General features: G+C 66.5%; 14 protein-coding genes and 4 pseudogenes. 4 read left to right on the top strand and 14 right to left on the bottom strand.

Annotation, left to right across the window (positions count from 1 at the left end):
- Positions 1–29 precede the first annotated feature (29 nt).
- The 11 genes and pseudogenes from CN538_RS18385 to CN538_RS18350 all read right to left on the bottom strand — a co-directional run bounded on the left by CN538_RS18385 (position 30) and on the right by CN538_RS18350 (position 7,349).
- Positions 30–1,103 carry an ABC transporter substrate-binding protein gene (locus CN538_RS18385; protein ID WP_106420358.1) on the bottom strand — a complete coding sequence of 358 codons (1,074 nt, stop codon included), beginning with the start codon at positions 1,101–1,103 and terminating at the stop codon, positions 30–32.
- A 97-nt stretch (positions 1,104–1,200) separates the two neighbouring features.
- Positions 1,201–1,374 carry an ABC transporter permease subunit gene (locus tag CN538_RS23660; protein ID WP_242495380.1) on the bottom strand — a complete coding sequence of 58 codons (174 nt, stop codon included), beginning with the start codon at positions 1,372–1,374 and terminating at the stop codon, positions 1,201–1,203.
- A 56-nt stretch (positions 1,375–1,430) separates the two neighbouring features.
- Positions 1,431–1,946, bottom strand: a complete 516-nt coding sequence (locus tag CN538_RS18380; RefSeq protein ID WP_242495379.1) for an ABC transporter permease — start codon at positions 1,944–1,946, stop codon at positions 1,431–1,433.
- Positions 1,947–1,992: 46 nt separating this feature from the next.
- A complete protein-coding gene (locus CN538_RS18375) occupies positions 1,993–2,766 on the bottom strand; it encodes an ABC transporter permease (protein ID WP_242495377.1) in 774 nt (257 codons plus the stop codon).
- A 14-nt stretch (positions 2,767–2,780) separates the two neighbouring features.
- The gene (locus tag CN538_RS23655) at positions 2,781–2,918 is read right to left on the bottom strand and encodes a hypothetical protein (protein WP_242495375.1); all 138 of its coding nucleotides are present in this window, start codon (positions 2,916–2,918) and stop codon (positions 2,781–2,783) included.
- A gap of 10 nt (positions 2,919–2,928) precedes the next feature.
- Positions 2,929–3,387: a TOBE domain-containing protein gene (locus tag CN538_RS23650; protein WP_106420357.1), complete on the bottom strand. Its 459-nt coding sequence runs from the start codon at positions 3,385–3,387 to the stop codon at positions 2,929–2,931.
- Positions 3,381–3,665 carry an ATP-binding cassette domain-containing protein gene (locus CN538_RS23645; protein WP_242495373.1) on the bottom strand — a complete coding sequence of 95 codons (285 nt, stop codon included), beginning with the start codon at positions 3,663–3,665 and terminating at the stop codon, positions 3,381–3,383. Before CN538_RS23645 ends, CN538_RS23650 begins: the two co-directional genes overlap by 7 nt.
- A 5-nt stretch (positions 3,666–3,670) precedes the next feature.
- Positions 3,671–3,877, bottom strand: a complete 207-nt coding sequence (locus tag CN538_RS23640) for an ATP-binding cassette domain-containing protein (protein ID WP_242495820.1) — start codon at positions 3,875–3,877, stop codon at positions 3,671–3,673.
- Between the two features lie 433 nt (positions 3,878–4,310).
- A pseudogene (locus tag CN538_RS18355) lies at positions 4,311–5,260 on the bottom strand (glutamine synthetase family protein).
- Between the two features lie 5 nt (positions 5,261–5,265).
- Entirely contained in the window at positions 5,266–5,682 is a 417-nt protein-coding gene (locus CN538_RS23635; protein ID WP_242495371.1) for a hypothetical protein, read from the bottom strand.
- A 410-nt stretch (positions 5,683–6,092) separates the two neighbouring features.
- Positions 6,093–7,349 (bottom strand): annotated as a pseudogene (locus CN538_RS18350) (6-phosphofructokinase).
- 427 nt (positions 7,350–7,776) lie between these two features.
- On the opposite strand from CN538_RS18350, the pseudogene mpl reads away from it, so the two are divergent.
- Together mpl and CN538_RS18340 are read left to right on the top strand one after the other, a co-directional pair.
- Positions 7,777–9,142, top strand: a pseudogene (gene mpl / locus CN538_RS18345) (UDP-N-acetylmuramate:L-alanyl-gamma-D-glutamyl-meso-diaminopimelate ligase).
- Positions 9,132–9,752: a flavin prenyltransferase UbiX gene (locus CN538_RS18340; protein WP_106420355.1), complete on the top strand. Its 621-nt coding sequence runs from the start codon at positions 9,132–9,134 to the stop codon at positions 9,750–9,752. Before mpl ends, CN538_RS18340 begins: the two are co-directional and overlap by 11 nt.
- Before the next feature lie 5 nt (positions 9,753–9,757).
- On the opposite strand, the gene CN538_RS18335 is transcribed toward CN538_RS18340, so the two are convergent.
- The 3 genes from CN538_RS18335 to CN538_RS20515 all read right to left on the bottom strand — a co-directional run bounded on the left by CN538_RS18335 (position 9,758) and on the right by CN538_RS20515 (position 12,803).
- Positions 9,758–11,164 (bottom strand): bifunctional DedA family/phosphatase PAP2 family protein, encoded by a 1,407-nt coding sequence (locus CN538_RS18335; RefSeq protein WP_106420354.1) that lies wholly within the window; start codon positions 11,162–11,164, stop codon positions 9,758–9,760.
- Entirely contained in the window at positions 11,161–12,189 is a 1,029-nt protein-coding gene (locus CN538_RS23630) for a diguanylate cyclase domain-containing protein (RefSeq protein ID WP_242495819.1), read from the bottom strand. Before CN538_RS23630 ends, CN538_RS18335 begins: the two co-directional genes overlap by 4 nt.
- A gap of 170 nt (positions 12,190–12,359) precedes the next feature.
- A complete protein-coding gene (locus CN538_RS20515; protein WP_164999657.1) occupies positions 12,360–12,803 on the bottom strand; it encodes a hypothetical protein in 444 nt (147 codons plus the stop codon).
- A gap of 449 nt (positions 12,804–13,252) precedes the next feature.
- Here CN538_RS20515 and CN538_RS18325 point away from each other — a divergent pair.
- Both CN538_RS18325 and nadD read left to right on the top strand, forming a co-directional pair.
- Positions 13,253–14,531, top strand: a pseudogene (locus CN538_RS18325) (glutamate-5-semialdehyde dehydrogenase).
- Positions 14,518–15,225 carry a nicotinate-nucleotide adenylyltransferase gene (nadD, locus tag CN538_RS18320; RefSeq protein WP_242495369.1) on the top strand — a complete coding sequence of 236 codons (708 nt, stop codon included), beginning with the start codon at positions 14,518–14,520 and terminating at the stop codon, positions 15,223–15,225. Before CN538_RS18325 ends, nadD begins: the two are co-directional and overlap by 14 nt.
- The last annotated feature ends 106 nt before the right edge of the window (positions 15,226–15,331 follow it).

The raw sequence follows: 15,331 nt of genomic DNA, 5'->3' as shown, positions 1-15,331 counted from the left end.
TGCCGTGGGCACCGGCGGTTGACGCTTGCTTACCGCGATTGCACTTCTTGCCACAGCTGCTGGAACAGCTGCAGATTCTGACCGCCCAGGCTGGGCGAGAACTTCAGCCGCGCCAGGTCGGCCTCGTCGGGCAGCGCCGGCGGCTGGGTCAGGTCGGCGTCGAGATAGGGCTGCGCGGCCTTGTTGGGGCTGGCGTACTGGACGTAGTTGGAGAGCTCGGCGCCGATCTTGGGGTCGAGAATGAAATTGATGAACTTGTGCGCCAGTGCCGGATGCGGCGCCTTGGCCGGAATCATCATGTTGTCGACCCACATCTCGGTGCCTTCATCGGGGATCATGAAGGCGATGTGCTTGAACGCTTCCGGATTCTCGCGCTTCTGCTGCAGGTAGTCGCCGTTGTAGGAGATGCCGGCGCGCACCACGCCGCGCTGAATCTGCTGCAGTACCGGGGTGCCATCGGTGAAACCGCTGAAGGTGGCGCGGTGCTTGGTGTCGAGGATCAGCTTGGCCGCCGGTTTCCACGCCTCGGCCCCGGTGCAGTCGTAGCCCGAGCCGAGATAGGCGCAGGCGGCGCCCATGTTGACCTGGCCGTCGCCCATCAGGGCAAAGGGCTGGTCGGAATTGACCTTGGGATCGAACAGTAACGACCAGCTCTTGGGCGCGTCGGGGAAGACATTGGTGTCATACACGATCCCGCTGGTGCCCCACTGATAGGGTACCGAGTACTGCGCGCCCGGATCGTAGCTGGGGTCGGAGAACTGCGCCATCACGTTGGCCAGATTGGGGATCTGCGACTTGTCGAGTTTCTGCACCAGGCCGCTGTCGATCAGCCGCGGCACGTAGTAGTTGGAGGGCACGATGATGTCGTACTGGGAGACGCCGCCGGCGTTGAGCTTGGCGGTCATCTCCGGCAGCGAGTTGTAGTAGCTCTGGACTACCTCGACCCCGTACTTCTTCTCGAAGGCCTCGATGACCTTGGGGTCCATGTACTCCGTCCAGTTGAACAGATACAGCTTGTCGGCGTTCTGGGCGGAAGCCGACCCGGCCAGCAGCATGCCACCCAGGGCCAGGGCGACTCGGGTTGTGATTGTTGTGCGCTTCATCGACGAATACCTCCCGGGGTGATGTCGATACCGGGCCCGGCAGGGCCCGGCGAAAAGGGGTCATTCTGGTGCACCGGCCACCTCGGCCGGCGCGGTGTCAGTGCTGCTTTTGCCGATTGAACAACAGGCTCAGGATCGCGGCGATCAGCACCGCGCCGATCATCAGCGTGGCGATGGCGTTGATCTCCGGTGATACGCCACGGCGGATCGCACCCCAGATGTAGATCGGCAGGGTGGCGTTCTCGGGGCCGGCATTGAAGAAGCTGATCACGAAGTCGTCCACCGATAGCGTGAACGAGAGGAAGAAGGCGGCGATCAGCGAGGGTTTCAGTGTCGCAGCAGGAAGAACCGGGCACGCTGGAACGGCGAGGCGTAGAGATCCTTGGCCGCCTCGAACAGCGTCGGTCGAGACCGACGAAGCGTGAGTAGACGATCAGCGCCACGAACGGAATCTGGAAGGTGACGTGGGCGATGATCATGGTCAGCAGGCTGGGGCCGAGAATGCCGAACTGGCGATCGATGCTGATGAAGAACGCACATCTCCGAAATCCCGAAGACGATATCCGGCATCACGATCGGCAGGTAGATCAGCACGATCAGCCAGCCGAGCTTGCGTGCGCGATGGCGATACATGCCATAGCCGATCAGGGTGCCGATGACGAGCGCCAGGAGAGAAGAGGTGATACCCAGTACCAGGGTATTGCTGAGGGCATCGAGCAGTTGATCGTTGTGGATCAGCTTGTCGTACCAGCGCAGCGAGAAGCCGGCGAAGTAGGCCGAGCTGTTGGCCGCGTTGAACGAGTAGAACACGATGACCGCCAGTGGCAGATAGAGAAAGGCCATCACGACCCACCAGAAAGGGTCATGCCGCGGTGAAAGGCGCCTCGTTTCATATCACCACCTCCTCACCGCCGCTTAAGCGCTTGCCGATACGGCGCATGGCGAACAGTCCGCCGAAGGTGGCGAGCAGCATGATCAGCGCCCCTGCCGCCCCGAGAGGCCAGTTGGAGCCGCCGGCGAACTGGCTGGCGACCAGATTGCCGAGCATCATGGCGCGGCCACCGCCGAGCAGCTCCGGCACCACGTACATGCCGAAGGCGGGGATCGACACCAGCACCGTGCCGGCCAGCAGTCCCGGCAGGGTCTGCGGGAAGACCGCCAGCCAGAAGGCACGCAGCGGCGAGGCGTAGAGATCCCGCGCCGCCTCGACCAGGGCGTAGTCGAGCTTTTCGAAGGCGGCGTAGAGCGGCAGCACCATGAATGGCAGGAAGTTGTAGATCAGCCCCAGGGTGACCGCGAAGTTCGACGGATAGAGCCCCATGTTCGGGCCGATCAGGCCGAAGAACTGGGCCAGCTCGGCCAGCGGCGTGCCGGGGGAGAGCAGGTTCATCCAGCCGAAGGCGCGGATGACCTGGTTGGTCCAGGAGGGCACCACCACCGCCAGCATCAGCGCGCGCCACTTCTCGCGGCTGATCGAGATGCGGTAGGCGAGCGGATAGGCGACCAGGATCACCAGACCGGTGGCGAGCAGGGTCTGCCACAGCGAGCGCAGCAGGGTGTAGAGGTTGCCCGGGCTCCAGCCGAGAAAGCCGAACCCGGCGAGCTGGCTGAAGGCGTCCAGGGTCAGCGGCATCTGCGGCTGGCCGTAGGGGCCATTGGTCATGAAGGCGACGCCGATCAGATAAAGGCTCGGCGCACCAGGAAAACGACGATCCAGATCACGCCGGGGGCGACGCTCCACAGCAGATGGCGCGTGTCAGGTGACAGTGAGCCGCTGTGGGCGGCCAGCGGATAGGGGGATTCGGGCTTGCTCATGCGCGTCTCCTCAGGCGTCGAGCCTGACGATGTCTTCGGGGCAGATGCTCACCGTCACCCGGTCGCCGACCGCATGCAGGCGCTGGCCGAGATTGCTGGCGGTGGCCAGCAGCACCACGCCATCGACCTCGAGGCGGTACTCCACCCGGCTGCCGCGGTAAAGGCGCTCGCGTACCACGCCTTGAAGCGCGTTATAACCCTCCGGCACCTCCGGCCCCAGCTCGATCACCTCCTGGCGGATCAGCAGCATGCCGTGGCGTTCGTGTTCTGCCAGCGGTTTTTCCAAGCGCAGTTGGCCTAGCGTGGTCGTCACCCGGTCGCCGCTGACCGAGCCGATCTCGAACAGATTGACGTGCCCCATGAAGCGCGCCACGAAGGCGTTGACCGGGTGCTCGTAGACGGTCTGCGGCGGCCCCACCTGTTGGATCACGCCGCCGTCGAGCACGGCGATGCGATCCGACATCACCATCGCCTCTCCTGGTCGTGGGTGACGAAGACGAAGGTCATGCCGAGGCGCTTCTGGGTTCGCTGCAGCTCGACCTGGAGCTGGTTGCGCAGACCGGCGTCGAGCGCCGACAGCGGCTCGTCGAGGAGCAGTACATCAGGCTCGCAGACCAGCGCCCGGGCCAGGGCGACGCGCTGGCGCTGGCCACCGGAGAGCTGGTTGACGCGGCGCTCCATCAGCGCGCCGAGCTTGATGAAGTCGGCAATCTCCTGCACCCGGCGCTCGCGTTCGGCGACCGCCACGCCTTTCATGCGCAGGCCGAAGGCGATGTTGTCGGCACTGACAGGTGCGGGAACAGCGCGTAGGACTGGAATACGGTATTGACGCTGCGCAGATGCGGCGGTGTCGCGGTGACATCCTTGCCGCCGATGGTCAGCGTGCCCTCGTTGGGCGCTTCGAGCCCGGCGAGAATCCGCAGCAGGGTGGTCTTGCCGCAGCCGGAGGGGCCGAGCAGGGTGAAGAACTCGCCGGCGTGAATGTCGAGATCGACACCGTCGAGGGCGACGCGTCGCGTCCGAAGCGCTTGTGCAGGTTGCGCAGGGCGATCGCCGAAGCGTCACGCACCCGCTGGGTGCCGACGGCGTCGGGCTCGGCAGAAGGAGGCACAGTCATAGGTCACGAGATTCCCATACCCGGTGGTCGAGGCTGTCGACGCCGGCGAGACCGACCTGTACTGGACGGTCGGCATGGCAGTGGCGCGACAGGACGAAGCGTAACCCAACGTTAGCCGCGATGCAGCGCAGATCTGCGCCAATCTCTCCACTGCGGGTAATGCTTGCCTGGGCGGGCCGGGTGAGTGAGACGGGGCGTTGTGATTGTCATGCCGTTCTCCTGGGCCTGTATCCGGTGAATGTGTCCGATGAGTGTGGCGCGGTTAGCGCGTGGTATCAGGTGTTGCGCAGGTACCAGCGATATTCCAAAGCGCTGATCGCCTGGCGCGAGAGCTCGTACTCCGCGCGCCGGTTGGCGTGGTAGACCTGATGGAAGGTCTCGCCGAAGCTGTCGATGAACACCTCGCTGTCGAGCCAGGCGTCGAGTGCCTGGGGCCAGCTGATCGGCAGGCTCGGCTCGACCTGCTCGTAGGCGTTGCCGGTGATCGGCGCCGGCGGCGTCAGTTCTTGCGCCATGCCGTGCTCGATCCCGGCGAGCAGGGCGGCCACCAGCAGATAGGGGTTGGCGTCGGCGCCGGCGACCCGTGCTCGAGCGCCGCGCCCGCGGCGAGCCCGAGGGAATACGTAGCGCCACCGAGCGGTTGTCGTAGCCCCAGGTGGGGGCCATCGGCACGTAGAGGCTAGGCTGGAAGCGCCGGTAGGAGTTGAGATTGGGCGCGAAGATCGCCATCGACGCCGGCATCAGCTCGGCCAGGCCGGCGATCTGCCTGCTGCAGCTGCGGGCTGCCCAGTTCGCCGCCGTCGGCCGTGGCAAAGACGTTGTTGCCGGCGGCGGCGCGAGGCTGATGTGAACGTGGGTGCCGTTGCCCGCTTCCTGGCTGTAGGGCTGGCCATGAAGGTGGCCTCGAAGCCATGACGGATCGCCACGCCCTTGATCAGGCGTTTGAGCATCACCGCCTCGTCGCAGGCGCGCAAAGCGTCTGCATGGTGCAGCAGGTTGACCTCGAACTGCCCCGGGGCGCACTCCTTGAGCGCGGTATCGATCGCAGCCGCTGGGCCTGCGCGGCCAGGGTGATGTCCTCGAGAAAGTCGGCATACTCGTCGAGTTCGATCACCGAATAGAGCTGGCTCTGACTGGCGCGCTCACCGGTGGCGGGTGAGCGCGGCGGCTGTGGCGCGCCGACGCTGTCGCGCTCGCGGTCGATCAGATAGAACTCCAGCTCCACCGCGATCACTGCGTCAGCGCCATGGCCGTGAAGCGGCTCAGCAGGCGCTTGAGCAACTGGCGCGGGTCGCAGACGAAGGGGGTGCCGTCGTCCTCCTCCATGGTCATCAGCATCTGTGCCTGGTTGCCGTGCTTGGCCCAAGGCGTGGTGACCAGGGTGCCGGCCACCGGGCTGCAGGTGCGGTCGCCGTCACCGGAGGCCAGCCCAGGCCGGTCTCCTCGATGGTTGTGCCACACGTCGAGGGCGAACACCGACGCCGGCAGGCGCATGGCCGGCATCGAGCACGCCGACCACGTTGTCGCGCGGCACGCGCTTGCCGCGGAGCACGCCGTTGAGTCGCTGATCAGCAGGTCGACGCTCTGCACCTCGGGGTGCTGGGCCAGGAAATCCTGGGCTTCCTGGAGACGATCGGAGTCGCACATGGGGGCACACGATGAGGTGATGAAGCTCTTCGTTATTCCAAATGGGCCCGCTGTTGTCAAACACGCTATGAAATATTTTACGCCGGCACGGCGCGCGAAGATCGCGTTTTCCGGGCGAGAGACCCAGTACAGGCGACCCATGGGCGCTTATAGATGAGAGACGTGCAGGAAATAGTCAGAATGGACATTATTCTTGACAGTGTGGTCGAGGGGTGCAGCAACGGGGCAAGGCATGTTCAGTGTCTACCGGGGCGGCGGGGTCGTTATGCGTGGCACCGCATTCGTAGGGTCGCTATTCGTGGGGTCGCTATTCGTGGGGTCGCTATTCGTGGGGTTGAAAAAGGGTGGGCTGATAGCTGCCGTGATCAGCGCCTCTGGGCCGGCGCTGATCACGGCATGCCGTCGGTCGCTCAGACGGTGAAGTCGGGCAGCTTGCGTGCGACCCGGACCTTCTCCAGCTTGGCCACTTTGGGCAGGCCGTTCTCGAACGGCGGGAAGTCCTCGCCCTGGATCAGCGGGGCCAGATAGCGGCGTCCAGCCTCGCTGATGTACAGACCATCCTCGCTGATGTAGCCGCGCGGCATGAACTTCTCGTGGTTGGCGATCTCGGCCAGCGGCGCTGCCTCGATCTGCCACTCATAGGGGCTCTCGGAGACACGCTTGATCGCCGGCATCATCGCATTCTGCCCGTCGAGCGCCAGCTCCACCGCCACCTTGCCCACGGCGTAGGCCTGCTCGACGTCGGTGCGCGAGGCGATATGCCGCGCGCGCGCTGCAGGTAGTCGGCCACCGCCCAGTGGTACTTGTAGCCGAGATCCGCCTTCACCATCCCGGCCAGGGTCGGCGCCACGCCGCCGAGCTGCTTGTGGCCGAAGGCGTCGGTGCTGCCGGCATCGGCCAGGAAGGTGCCATCGGCGTACTGGGCGCCTTCGGAAATCACGATCACGCAGAAGCCGTGGCGTTTCACCGCCTCATCGATGCGCGCCATGACCGCGGCGGGTCGAAGGCGATCTCGGGGAAGATGATCACGTGCGGCGCCTGCTCGGCACTCTCGCCTGCCAAGGCGCCGGCGGCCGCGATCCAGCCGGCGTGACGACCCATGACTTCGAAGATGAAGACCTTGGTCGAGGTGGCGCACATCGATTCGATATCCAGCGCCGCTTCGCGGGTCGAGGTGGCGACGTACTTGGCCACGCTGCCGAAGCCGGGGGAGTTGTCGGTGATCGGCAGGTCGTTGTCGACCGTCTTGGGCACGTGGATGGCGGTGAGCGGATACCCCATCTTCTCGGAGAGCTGCGACACCTGAGGCAGGTATCGGCGCTATCGCCGCCGCCGTTATAGAAGAAGTAGCGGATATCGTGAGCCTTGAAGACTTCGATCAGGCGTTCGTACTCGGCGCGGTGGCTCTCGATCGATTTCAGCTTGTAGCGGCAGGAGCCGAAGGCACCGCCCGGCGTGTGGCGCAGCGCGGCGATGGCGGCGTCGCTCTCCTGGTTGGTGTCGATCAGGTCTTCGGTGAGGGCGCCGATGATGCCGTTATGGCCGGCATAGACGTGCCCGATGCGGTCGGCATGGCGGCGGCAGGCTTCGATCACACCACAGGCACTGGCGTTGATGACGGCGGTGACGCCACCGGACTGGGCGTAAAAGGCGTTGTGCTTGGCCATATCGGCTCTCATCTCCTGGGATTGGTATCTCATGCACGGCTCGCGCGGGCCTGGTGTAGCGTGGCGGCGCCATCCATGGCACCACCGAATCGAGCCGTGCAACGCCCACGTCGACGGGCGCAGCGCGGCCGCGAAGGGCGAGTGTCGGGGGTGCGAGTCTCGGTTGCGCGGCCAAGCATAGCCGAAAGGCCAGGGGCTGTTAATACGAGGCCCTGGTCACCGCGGCGGTCATTTTCTGGGCCGCGCGGTGAGGGAGAGGATGAAAGAGCGGTGAAGCGGTGAGCGAGCGCGGATGTCGGGAGTCCACACGCGGCCATGGACCGGGGCGCTCTGTGGTTCGCCCGCTGCCGGCATGCTAGGCTCGCCGCTTCGTCATCGCGGCCATTGCGGTCGCCGTCATCGCGTCAATCGTCCCGAGGGAGAGGGCATGCACGTTCACGTTCTGGGCATCTGCGGCACCTTCATGGGTAGCCTGGCACGTCTGGCCAAGGCGCTCGGGCATCGAGTGACTGGCTCCGATGCCAACGTCTATCCGCCGATGAGTCATCAGCTGGAAGATGCCGGTATCCAGTTGAGTGGGCTACCGCGCCGACAACTTGACCCCGAGACCCGATCTGGTGGTCGTCGGCAACGCTCTGTCGCGCGGCAATCCGGAAGTCGAGGCGCTGCTCAACGCACGTATCCCCTATGTTTCCGGGCCGCAGTGGCTGGCCCAGTATGTGCTCGGCGGGCGCCCGGTGGTGGCCGTAGCCGGCACCCACGGCAAGACCACCACGGCCAGCCTGCTGGCATGGATTCTCGAATCAGCCGGGCTCGAACCGGGCTTTCTGATCGGTGGTGTGCCGCGCAACTTCGGCGTCTCCTCGCGGATGGGGGGCGCCGGTGCGCCCTTCGTGATCGAAGCCGACGAGTACGACACCGCCTTCTTCGACAAACGGTCGAAGTTCGTGCACTACCATCCGGATGTCGCCGTTCTCAACAATCTCGAGTTCGATCATGCGGATATCTTCGAGGACCTGGCGGCGATAGAGCGCCAGTTCCACCATTTCGTGCGTACCGTGCCCGGCGATGGGCGGCTGATAGTAGCCGCCGGCGAGCCCGCCCTGGAGCGGGTGCTGGCGCGTGGCTGCTGGACCCCGGTGGAGCGGGTCGGCACGCTACCGGAGAGCGTCTGGCGGCTGGTATTGGATGCCGACGACAGCCGCGCCTTCGCCCTCGAGCATGCCGGTGAGCGCTACCCGGTGAGCTGGGCGATGAGCGGCAGCCACAACGCCGCCAATGCCGCCGCCGCGGTGGCCGCGGCGAGCCATGTCGGGGTAGCACCGGCAGTGGCATGCCGCGCGCTGGCCGATTTCCTGGCGCCCAAGCGACGTCAGGAGCTGCGCGGCAGCGTTGCCGGCATCCAGGTGATCGACGACTTCGCCCACCATCCTACGGCGATCGCGCTGACGCTCGAGGGGCTGGCGCGGGATCATCATGGCGGGCGGCTGCTGGCGGTGATCGAACCACGCTCCAACACCATGCGTCAGGGCACCATGAAATCTCGCCTGGCCGAGAGCGTGGCCTTGGCCGAGGCGGTCTGGTGGTATCAGCCGCCGGGGCTGGACTGGTCGTTGAACGAGGTGGCGGCGGAGCACGCCGGTAGCCGCGTGGCAACCGACCTGGATGCGCTGGTTGGCGAGGTGGTGGCTGTGGCGCGCCCGGGCGATCGCATCGTGGTGATGTCCAACGGTGGTTTCGGTGGCATTCACGCCAAACTGCTCGCGGCCTTGGAGGTGCAGCATGCCGAGTGATACGCCGCGCGGCGGGCCGGTGGCCGTGGCGCTGACCGGCGCCTCGGGCGCCCAGTACGGGCTGCGCCTGATCGAGTGCCTGGTCGCCGCTGGTCAGCCGCTCTACGTGATGATCTCCAAGGCCGCGCACCGGGTGATCGCGATCGAGACCGAACTCGACTTGCCGGCCCAGCCCGAGCGCCTGGCCGCGGCGCTGAGCGAGCGTTTCGGCGCGCAGACGGGGCAGATTCGCTGCTTCGGGCGTGAGGATTGGCTGGCGCCAGTGGCCTCCGGTTCCGGCGACTGGCGCGCGCTGGTGGTTTGCCCGTGCTCCACCGGTACGCTGTCGGCGATCGCCTGCGGCGCCAGTGACAACCTGATCGAGCGCGCGGCGGACGTGGCGCTCAAGGAGCGCCGCCCGCTGATCGTGGTGCCGCGGGAGATGCCGCTGTCGCAGATCCATCTCGAGAACATGTTGACGCTGACGCGCATGGGGGCGGTGGTCATGCCGGCTGCGCCCGGGTTCTATCATCGTCCGCAGAGCGTCGCCGACATGGTCGACTTCGTGGTCGCCCGGATGCTCGCCCAGCTCGGCCTCCCTCAGCGCCTGATGCCCAGCTGGGGCGAGTAACTCCCCTATACCGGCGCGAACAGCAGTACGCGCGCGGTCTCCAGTACCAGCGACACCAATGCTAGCCATGGCCAGGGCGGCATGGACAGATCCGGACGCTGCCAGCGCTGGTAGCTGATGCGGGTCAGCGCACATACGATCAGCCCGAGCAGGGCGCCCCCGATCAGGTCGCTGGCCCAGTGCACGCCGATCACCAGCCGCGACAGCGCCATGGGCGTGCACACCAGGATACCGGCCCAATAGGCGTAGGCGCGGTAACGCAGTGGCATGACCTGAGCAGCGAAGGCGGCGGTCAGCCCCACCACCACCACGCTGGTGGAAGTATGGGCACTGGGGTAGGACATCGATCCGGTGAGATAGTCCGGGGTGTCCGGCCTGGCTCGCCCGGCCAGGGCCTTGAACAGGGTGTTGGCCACCGCCACCGCGACCAGCGCGCCGGCCAGGAGCAGCAGTGCGGCGAAACGCCGTGCCCAGGCCAGCCATAGCAGCCATGGCGCCATCAGTAGCGTGATGCCCAGGGCGTCACCGATCTTGGCCAGCGTCTCGCTGGTGCCGAGCAGCCACTGATGCTGAAGCATCGCCGCCAGCGCGTGAATCTGACGATCCATCGGCAGCGGGCCGTCGTGGATCAGCACCCAGGTGGTCCAGCCGATCAGTGCGATCAGGCTGGTCAGCAACAGCGAGAGCGAGGCCAGCGGGAACTCGTTGGCCGGGGGTGGCGAGCGCAGTGCGCACCACAGGCGTGCGCAGGCCGGGTGGCGCTGCTGGTAGCCCTCGAGCCATTGGTGCAGGCGGCCCTGGCCGCTCAACTGGTAGCGGAACCAGGAAAACAGCACCCCCAGGGCCAGCAGCGAGAGCGACAGCACCAGCAGCCAGTGCTCGGCCCCCGGCGGCAGCTTCATCAGCTCGCTCCAGGAACGCCCCAGCCAGTAGCCCGGCAGCAGATAGACCGGCGCCCAGACGCACGCCGAGAGTGCGTTGACCAGCGCGAAGCGCCGGCTGGGCATCGACAGCATGCCCGCCACGAGTGGTACGAACGGTCGTACCGGGCCGACGAAGCGGCCGATCACCACCGACATCGTCCCGTGCCGCTGGAAGAAATCGATGCCGCCTTCGAGCCACTCCGGGTGGCGGTCGAGCGGCCACCAGCCGGGAATGCGCTCGCGCTGCGAGCGGCCCAGCCAAAAGCTCAGGTTGTCACCGGCAAAGGCGCCTAGTGTACCCGCGATCAGCACCAGCGTGATCGACATGTCGGCGTGTCCGGCGAGACTGGCGGCGGCGCCCAGCAGAACCACGCCGGGCACGACGATCCCCACCACCGCCAGCGATTCGAGCAGCGCCACGCCGGCGATGATCAGCAGCAGCAGGGTGGGAGACGGAGAGAGCGAGTAGAGCCAGTGGGTGAAGTTCAAGCGAGCGGTTCCAGCAGTTTGGTGGCGGCGTTGTCGAGCCGGGTCAGGAAGTGCGCCGTGGCTTCGCCGGGCTGGAGCATGCAGACGCGGCTGAAGCTTTCCAGTGGACCGGTCTCCGGGCGCGATATGGTGGCCACGGTGGCGGCCAGTCGACGGCCGGCGGCCAGGGCGCCGCTCTCGCCGGCATTGGGCAGTATCAGGCAGAAGACACTCTTACGGTACTCACCCAGCAAGTCACTATGGCGGCTGTCATTGGCCACTGCGTGACTGAAGGCATGAGAGAGCGCCTCGCGCAGGTCGGTCCCGAACTGGTCATCGGCCTGGTCGAGCTGGGGCACATAGAGCACCAGTACGCTGAGCGGGCGGCCGAGTGCGTGTGCGCGTGCGACCTCGATCGCCAAACTGCGCTGCAGTGCCTGACGCGGCAACTTGGGGTCGCGGCGCCACTGTGGCAGGCGCAGCGCCGGCGACGGCGGGCGTCTAGGCGGCTCAAGACCAGGGCGGCGCTGAGTGCCAGCCACCAGCCCATGCTGAGGGTCAACAGCGAGACATGCGTGCCTCCCAGCAGCAGGGTCCAGGCCGGCACCAGGGCGATGTTGAGCATGACCGCCAGGGGCAGTGACAGTACCAGCAGGCTGACTACCGCCGGTAGTCCCAGCCACAGCATGCCGTTGATGCAGCCGGGCGCTTCGATGGCAAACAGGGTCAGCGCGCCGACCAGCATCAGGTAGTCGGCCAGCGCCGGGCGCAGCCGCCCCAGCCACTGCAGTGGCAGTGACACCAGTAGCCCGCAGGCGAGTAGCGCCGGTGGCAGGATCAGATCGTAGTGGCGCATCAGGTAGTGCCACAGCGCCAGTCCGGTGAACATCGCCAGCGCCAGCAGCTGGGCGGCGAGCTTGTAGCGACTCATGCCCATGGCTGAGTCTCGCGACGGTGACTGTGGCGTTTGGTGCGGTAGCGCGCGAAGCGATCACCGAGCTGTGACAGCGGCGTGTGCGACACGATGCGATGGGGGGCAATGGCATGCTGGAGCTGGTGGCGGCGCTGTTCGCCAGCTTGTCGTCGTTGGCCACCAGCAGCACGGCGATACCGTAGTCGTTGAGCCGGTAGGCGCGCTCGTAGAGCGCCAGCTGGTCATACAGCAGGCGACTGAGTTCGTGCATGTCGCTGGGCGTAGAGTGAGCGCAGCCGAAGATCACGACTTCGCCGGTAGAGCGATTCGCGCTCCACGACGCTGCTCGTGACGCGCGTCGGCGTCTAGCATCGATGGTGGCAGCAGCCACTGGGCGCCCTGACGATTGAGCAGCGGCCGGGTCCGCAGGCGCTGCTCCTTTGCCAGTAGCCAGACGATGACCAGCGATGTTGCGGCCAGCAGCGTGGCCGGGAGCGAAAAGTGCCGGGCGATGAAAGTCACACCGAGAATGAAGGCGACCAGGTTGAGTGCCAGGCCTGCGCGTCCTTTCAGCGACTGCAGGCATAATGGCAACAGCCAGATCCAGGGCAGGGTCGCCGGGTGACCGGTGGCGAGTAGCGCCACGGCGAGCACGGCGGCGGTCGGGGCGATCCAGCAGGTGCTGCGCGCAGCGTAGGCGAGTGTGGCGAGCAGTGCCACGGCACCGCCCCAGGCGATCAGCCGCACGCTCCCCTCGGTGAAAGTCCCTGTGGCGGCGGCAGCTACCAAGCAGGCGAGAGTCAGCGCTGTTGTCCCCGGGCTTTTGTACTGGCTTGGCATGGTGGCTTATATTGGGCCGATGGTTCTGCGTGGTTCAAAACGCCGTCTGGTCTCTGTGCAGACGACAGGCGGCATGGCGCGTGCGCCAGGGCATTTGCCGAGGCGATATCGCACGCGGCCGTCGCCCAGCGGGGGCCGCGGTGCGTCTTGGGCTAAGCGCTCGAGCCCAGCCGGATTCCCTGCTGCAACTATCGCACGGGCTGTCACTGACCGTACACTGTGAATCACGATTCGAGACAAACTCTTGCCAGCGCGGTTTGCGGGCCGGAGCACCGCCAGGCACCGCTGGACGCGGCACGCTGGGGCGTTCGTGCCTGAAGCCGTCGCTGCCCGGCATCCTTGAAGAGATACACGTCATGTCACACTCCGCGACCGATAGCGTCGACGACATCCCGCTTTATATGCAACGCCTCGGGGAGCGCGCCCGCGCTGCCAGCACCGCGCTGCGTGCGCTCGACAGCGGGCGCAAGAATGCCGCACTGGCGGCCATCGTGGCGCGGCTCGATGCTGCCCGCCCGGCGCTTGCCAGCGCCAACGCCGCCGATCTCGAGCGCGGCCGCGCGCGCGGGCTCAGTGAACCGCTGCTCGACCGTCTGGCACTGACGCCGGCGCGCATCGACGCGATGCTCGCAGGTGCCCGTCAGGTCGCGGCGCTGCCTGACCCCGTGGGCGAGATCGAGGGATTGCGCTACCAGCCCAGCGGTATCCAGGTGGGGCAGATGCGGGTGCCGCTCGGGGTGGTCGGGATCATCTACGAATCGCGTCCCAACGTGACGAGCGGCCAGCCTGTGCCTGAAGTCCGGTAATGCCTGCATTTTGCGCGGTGGCTCCGAGGCTGCCGCCAGCAACGCCGCGATCGCTGCCTGCATTCGTGACGGCCTGCGCGATGCCGGCGTGAGCGAAGACGCGGTGCAGGTAGTGGAGACCACCGATCGCGCCGCGGTGGGCGAGCTGATCCGTCTCACCGCCAGCGTCGACGTGATCATCCCGCGTGGTGGCAAGTCGCTGATCGCGCGTATCGCCGAAGAGGCGACGGTGCCGGTGATCAAGCATCTCGACGGTGTCTGTCATGTCTACATCGATGCCGCCGCCGACAGTGACAAGGCGGTGGCGATTGCCGATAACGCCAAGACCCAGCGCTACTCCCCGTGCAACGCCATGGAGACACTGCTGGTCCACGTCGAAGCGGCGCCGCGGGTACTGCCGCGACTGGCCGCGATCTACCGCGACAAGGGCGTGGAGATGCGCGGCTGTGCGCTGACCCGGGAGTGGATCGCCGACGCCGTGGCCGCCGACGAGACGGACTGGGATGCCGAGTACCTGGCGCCGATCATCGCCATCCGCGTGGTCGAGGATTTCGAGCACGCGGTGGCTCATATCAATCGCCACGGCTCGCAGCACACCGATGCCATCGTCACCGAGAGCGTGACCCTGGCGCGACGCTTTCTCGCCGAGGTCGACTCGAGTTCGGTCCTGGTCAATGCTTCGACCCGCTTTGCCGACGGCTTCGAGTATGGCCTGGGCGCCGAGATCGGCATCTCCACCAACAAACTGCACGCCCGCGGCCCGGTGGGGCTGGAGGGGTTGACCACCCGCAAGTATGTAGTGTTCGGCGATGGTCATGTCCGTCAGTGATGTCGGTGGTGTGGATATGAGTGGTCGGGCGCCGCGCATCGCCATGCTCGGGGGCACCTTCGATCCGGTGCACCTGGGGCATCTGCGCAGTGCGGTCGAGTTACGCGAGGCGCTGGTGCTGGACCGAGTGCACATGATTCCGGTGCATGTGCCACCCCATCGCGTCGCGCCCGGCATCGCCGCTGGCGATCGCCTGGCGATGCTCGCCGCGGGTATCGGCGACACCCCGGGGCTGCTGGCGGACGATCGCGAGATACGGCGCAGCGGTCACTCCTTCTCGGTGGATACCCTGGCCTCGCTGCGTGCCGAGTACGGCGAGCAGGCGCGTCTGGTGATGGCTGTGGGGCACGACGCCTTCCTCGGCCTGCCACAGTGGCATCAGTACCAGCGCCTGCTGTCGCTGGCGCATGTGGTAGTGCTCGACCGTCCCGACCACGCCGCACCGCTGGCGCCCGAGCTGTCAGCATTGATCGCTGGACGCGAAGTCGCCACCGTCGAGGCGCTGATGGTGGCACCGGCCGGTGGGGTGCTGCGGCTCAGTTTGCCTAGCCGCATGGCGATCGCCGCCACCGAGGTACGGCGTCGGCTGCAGCGCGGGCAAAGCGTGCGCTACCTGCTGGCCGAGGCGACCGAGCGTTATATCGCGGCCCAGGGGCTCTACCGGGAGGCGACCCGCGGCGCTGACGAGGGATGATCCGTGGCTCCAACGAGAGGGGCCCGTGGTTCTCATGAGAGGTGATCCGTGGTTCTAACGAGAGGGGCCTATGGTTCTCATGAGAGAGGCCCGTGGTTCTCATGAG

Source organism: Salinicola tamaricis, assembly GCF_003006155.1.
Taxonomy (GTDB): domain Bacteria; phylum Pseudomonadota; class Gammaproteobacteria; order Pseudomonadales; family Halomonadaceae; genus Salinicola; species Salinicola tamaricis.
Note: the sequence above shows the minus strand (reverse complement) of the source record. Positions and strands in the feature narration are given on the sequence as shown.

Bases quoted from the DNA above. Each gene is read 5' to 3' on its own strand.
- CN538_RS23650 (WP_106420357.1), bottom strand. From the start codon at position 3,387: ATGGTGATGTCGGATCGCATCGCCGTGCTCGACGGCGGCGTGATCCAA.
- CN538_RS18340 (WP_106420355.1), top strand. From the start codon at position 9,132: ATGCCGAGTGATACGCCGCGCGGCGGGCCGGTGGCCGTGGCGCTGACC.
- CN538_RS18385 (WP_106420358.1), bottom strand. From the start codon at position 1,103: ATGAAGCGCACAACAATCACAACCCGAGTCGCCCTGGCCCTGGGTGGC.
- CN538_RS18375 (WP_242495377.1), bottom strand. From the start codon at position 2,766: ATGACCAATGGCCCCTACGGCCAGCCGCAGATGCCGCTGACCCTGGAC.
- CN538_RS23655 (WP_242495375.1), bottom strand. From the start codon at position 2,918: ATGAGCAAGCCCGAATCCCCCTATCCGCTGGCCGCCCACAGCGGCTCA.
- nadD (WP_242495369.1), top strand. From the start codon at position 14,518: ATGTCCGTCAGTGATGTCGGTGGTGTGGATATGAGTGGTCGGGCGCCG.
- CN538_RS18380 (WP_242495379.1), bottom strand. From the start codon at position 1,946: ATGGCCTTTCTCTATCTGCCACTGGCGGTCATCGTGTTCTACTCGTTC.
- CN538_RS23630 (WP_242495819.1), bottom strand. From the start codon at position 12,189: ATGCCATTGCCCCCCATCGCATCGTGTCGCACACGCCGCTGTCACAGC.
- CN538_RS23635 (WP_242495371.1), bottom strand. From the start codon at position 5,682: ATGTGCGACTCCGATCGTCTCCAGGAAGCCCAGGATTTCCTGGCCCAG.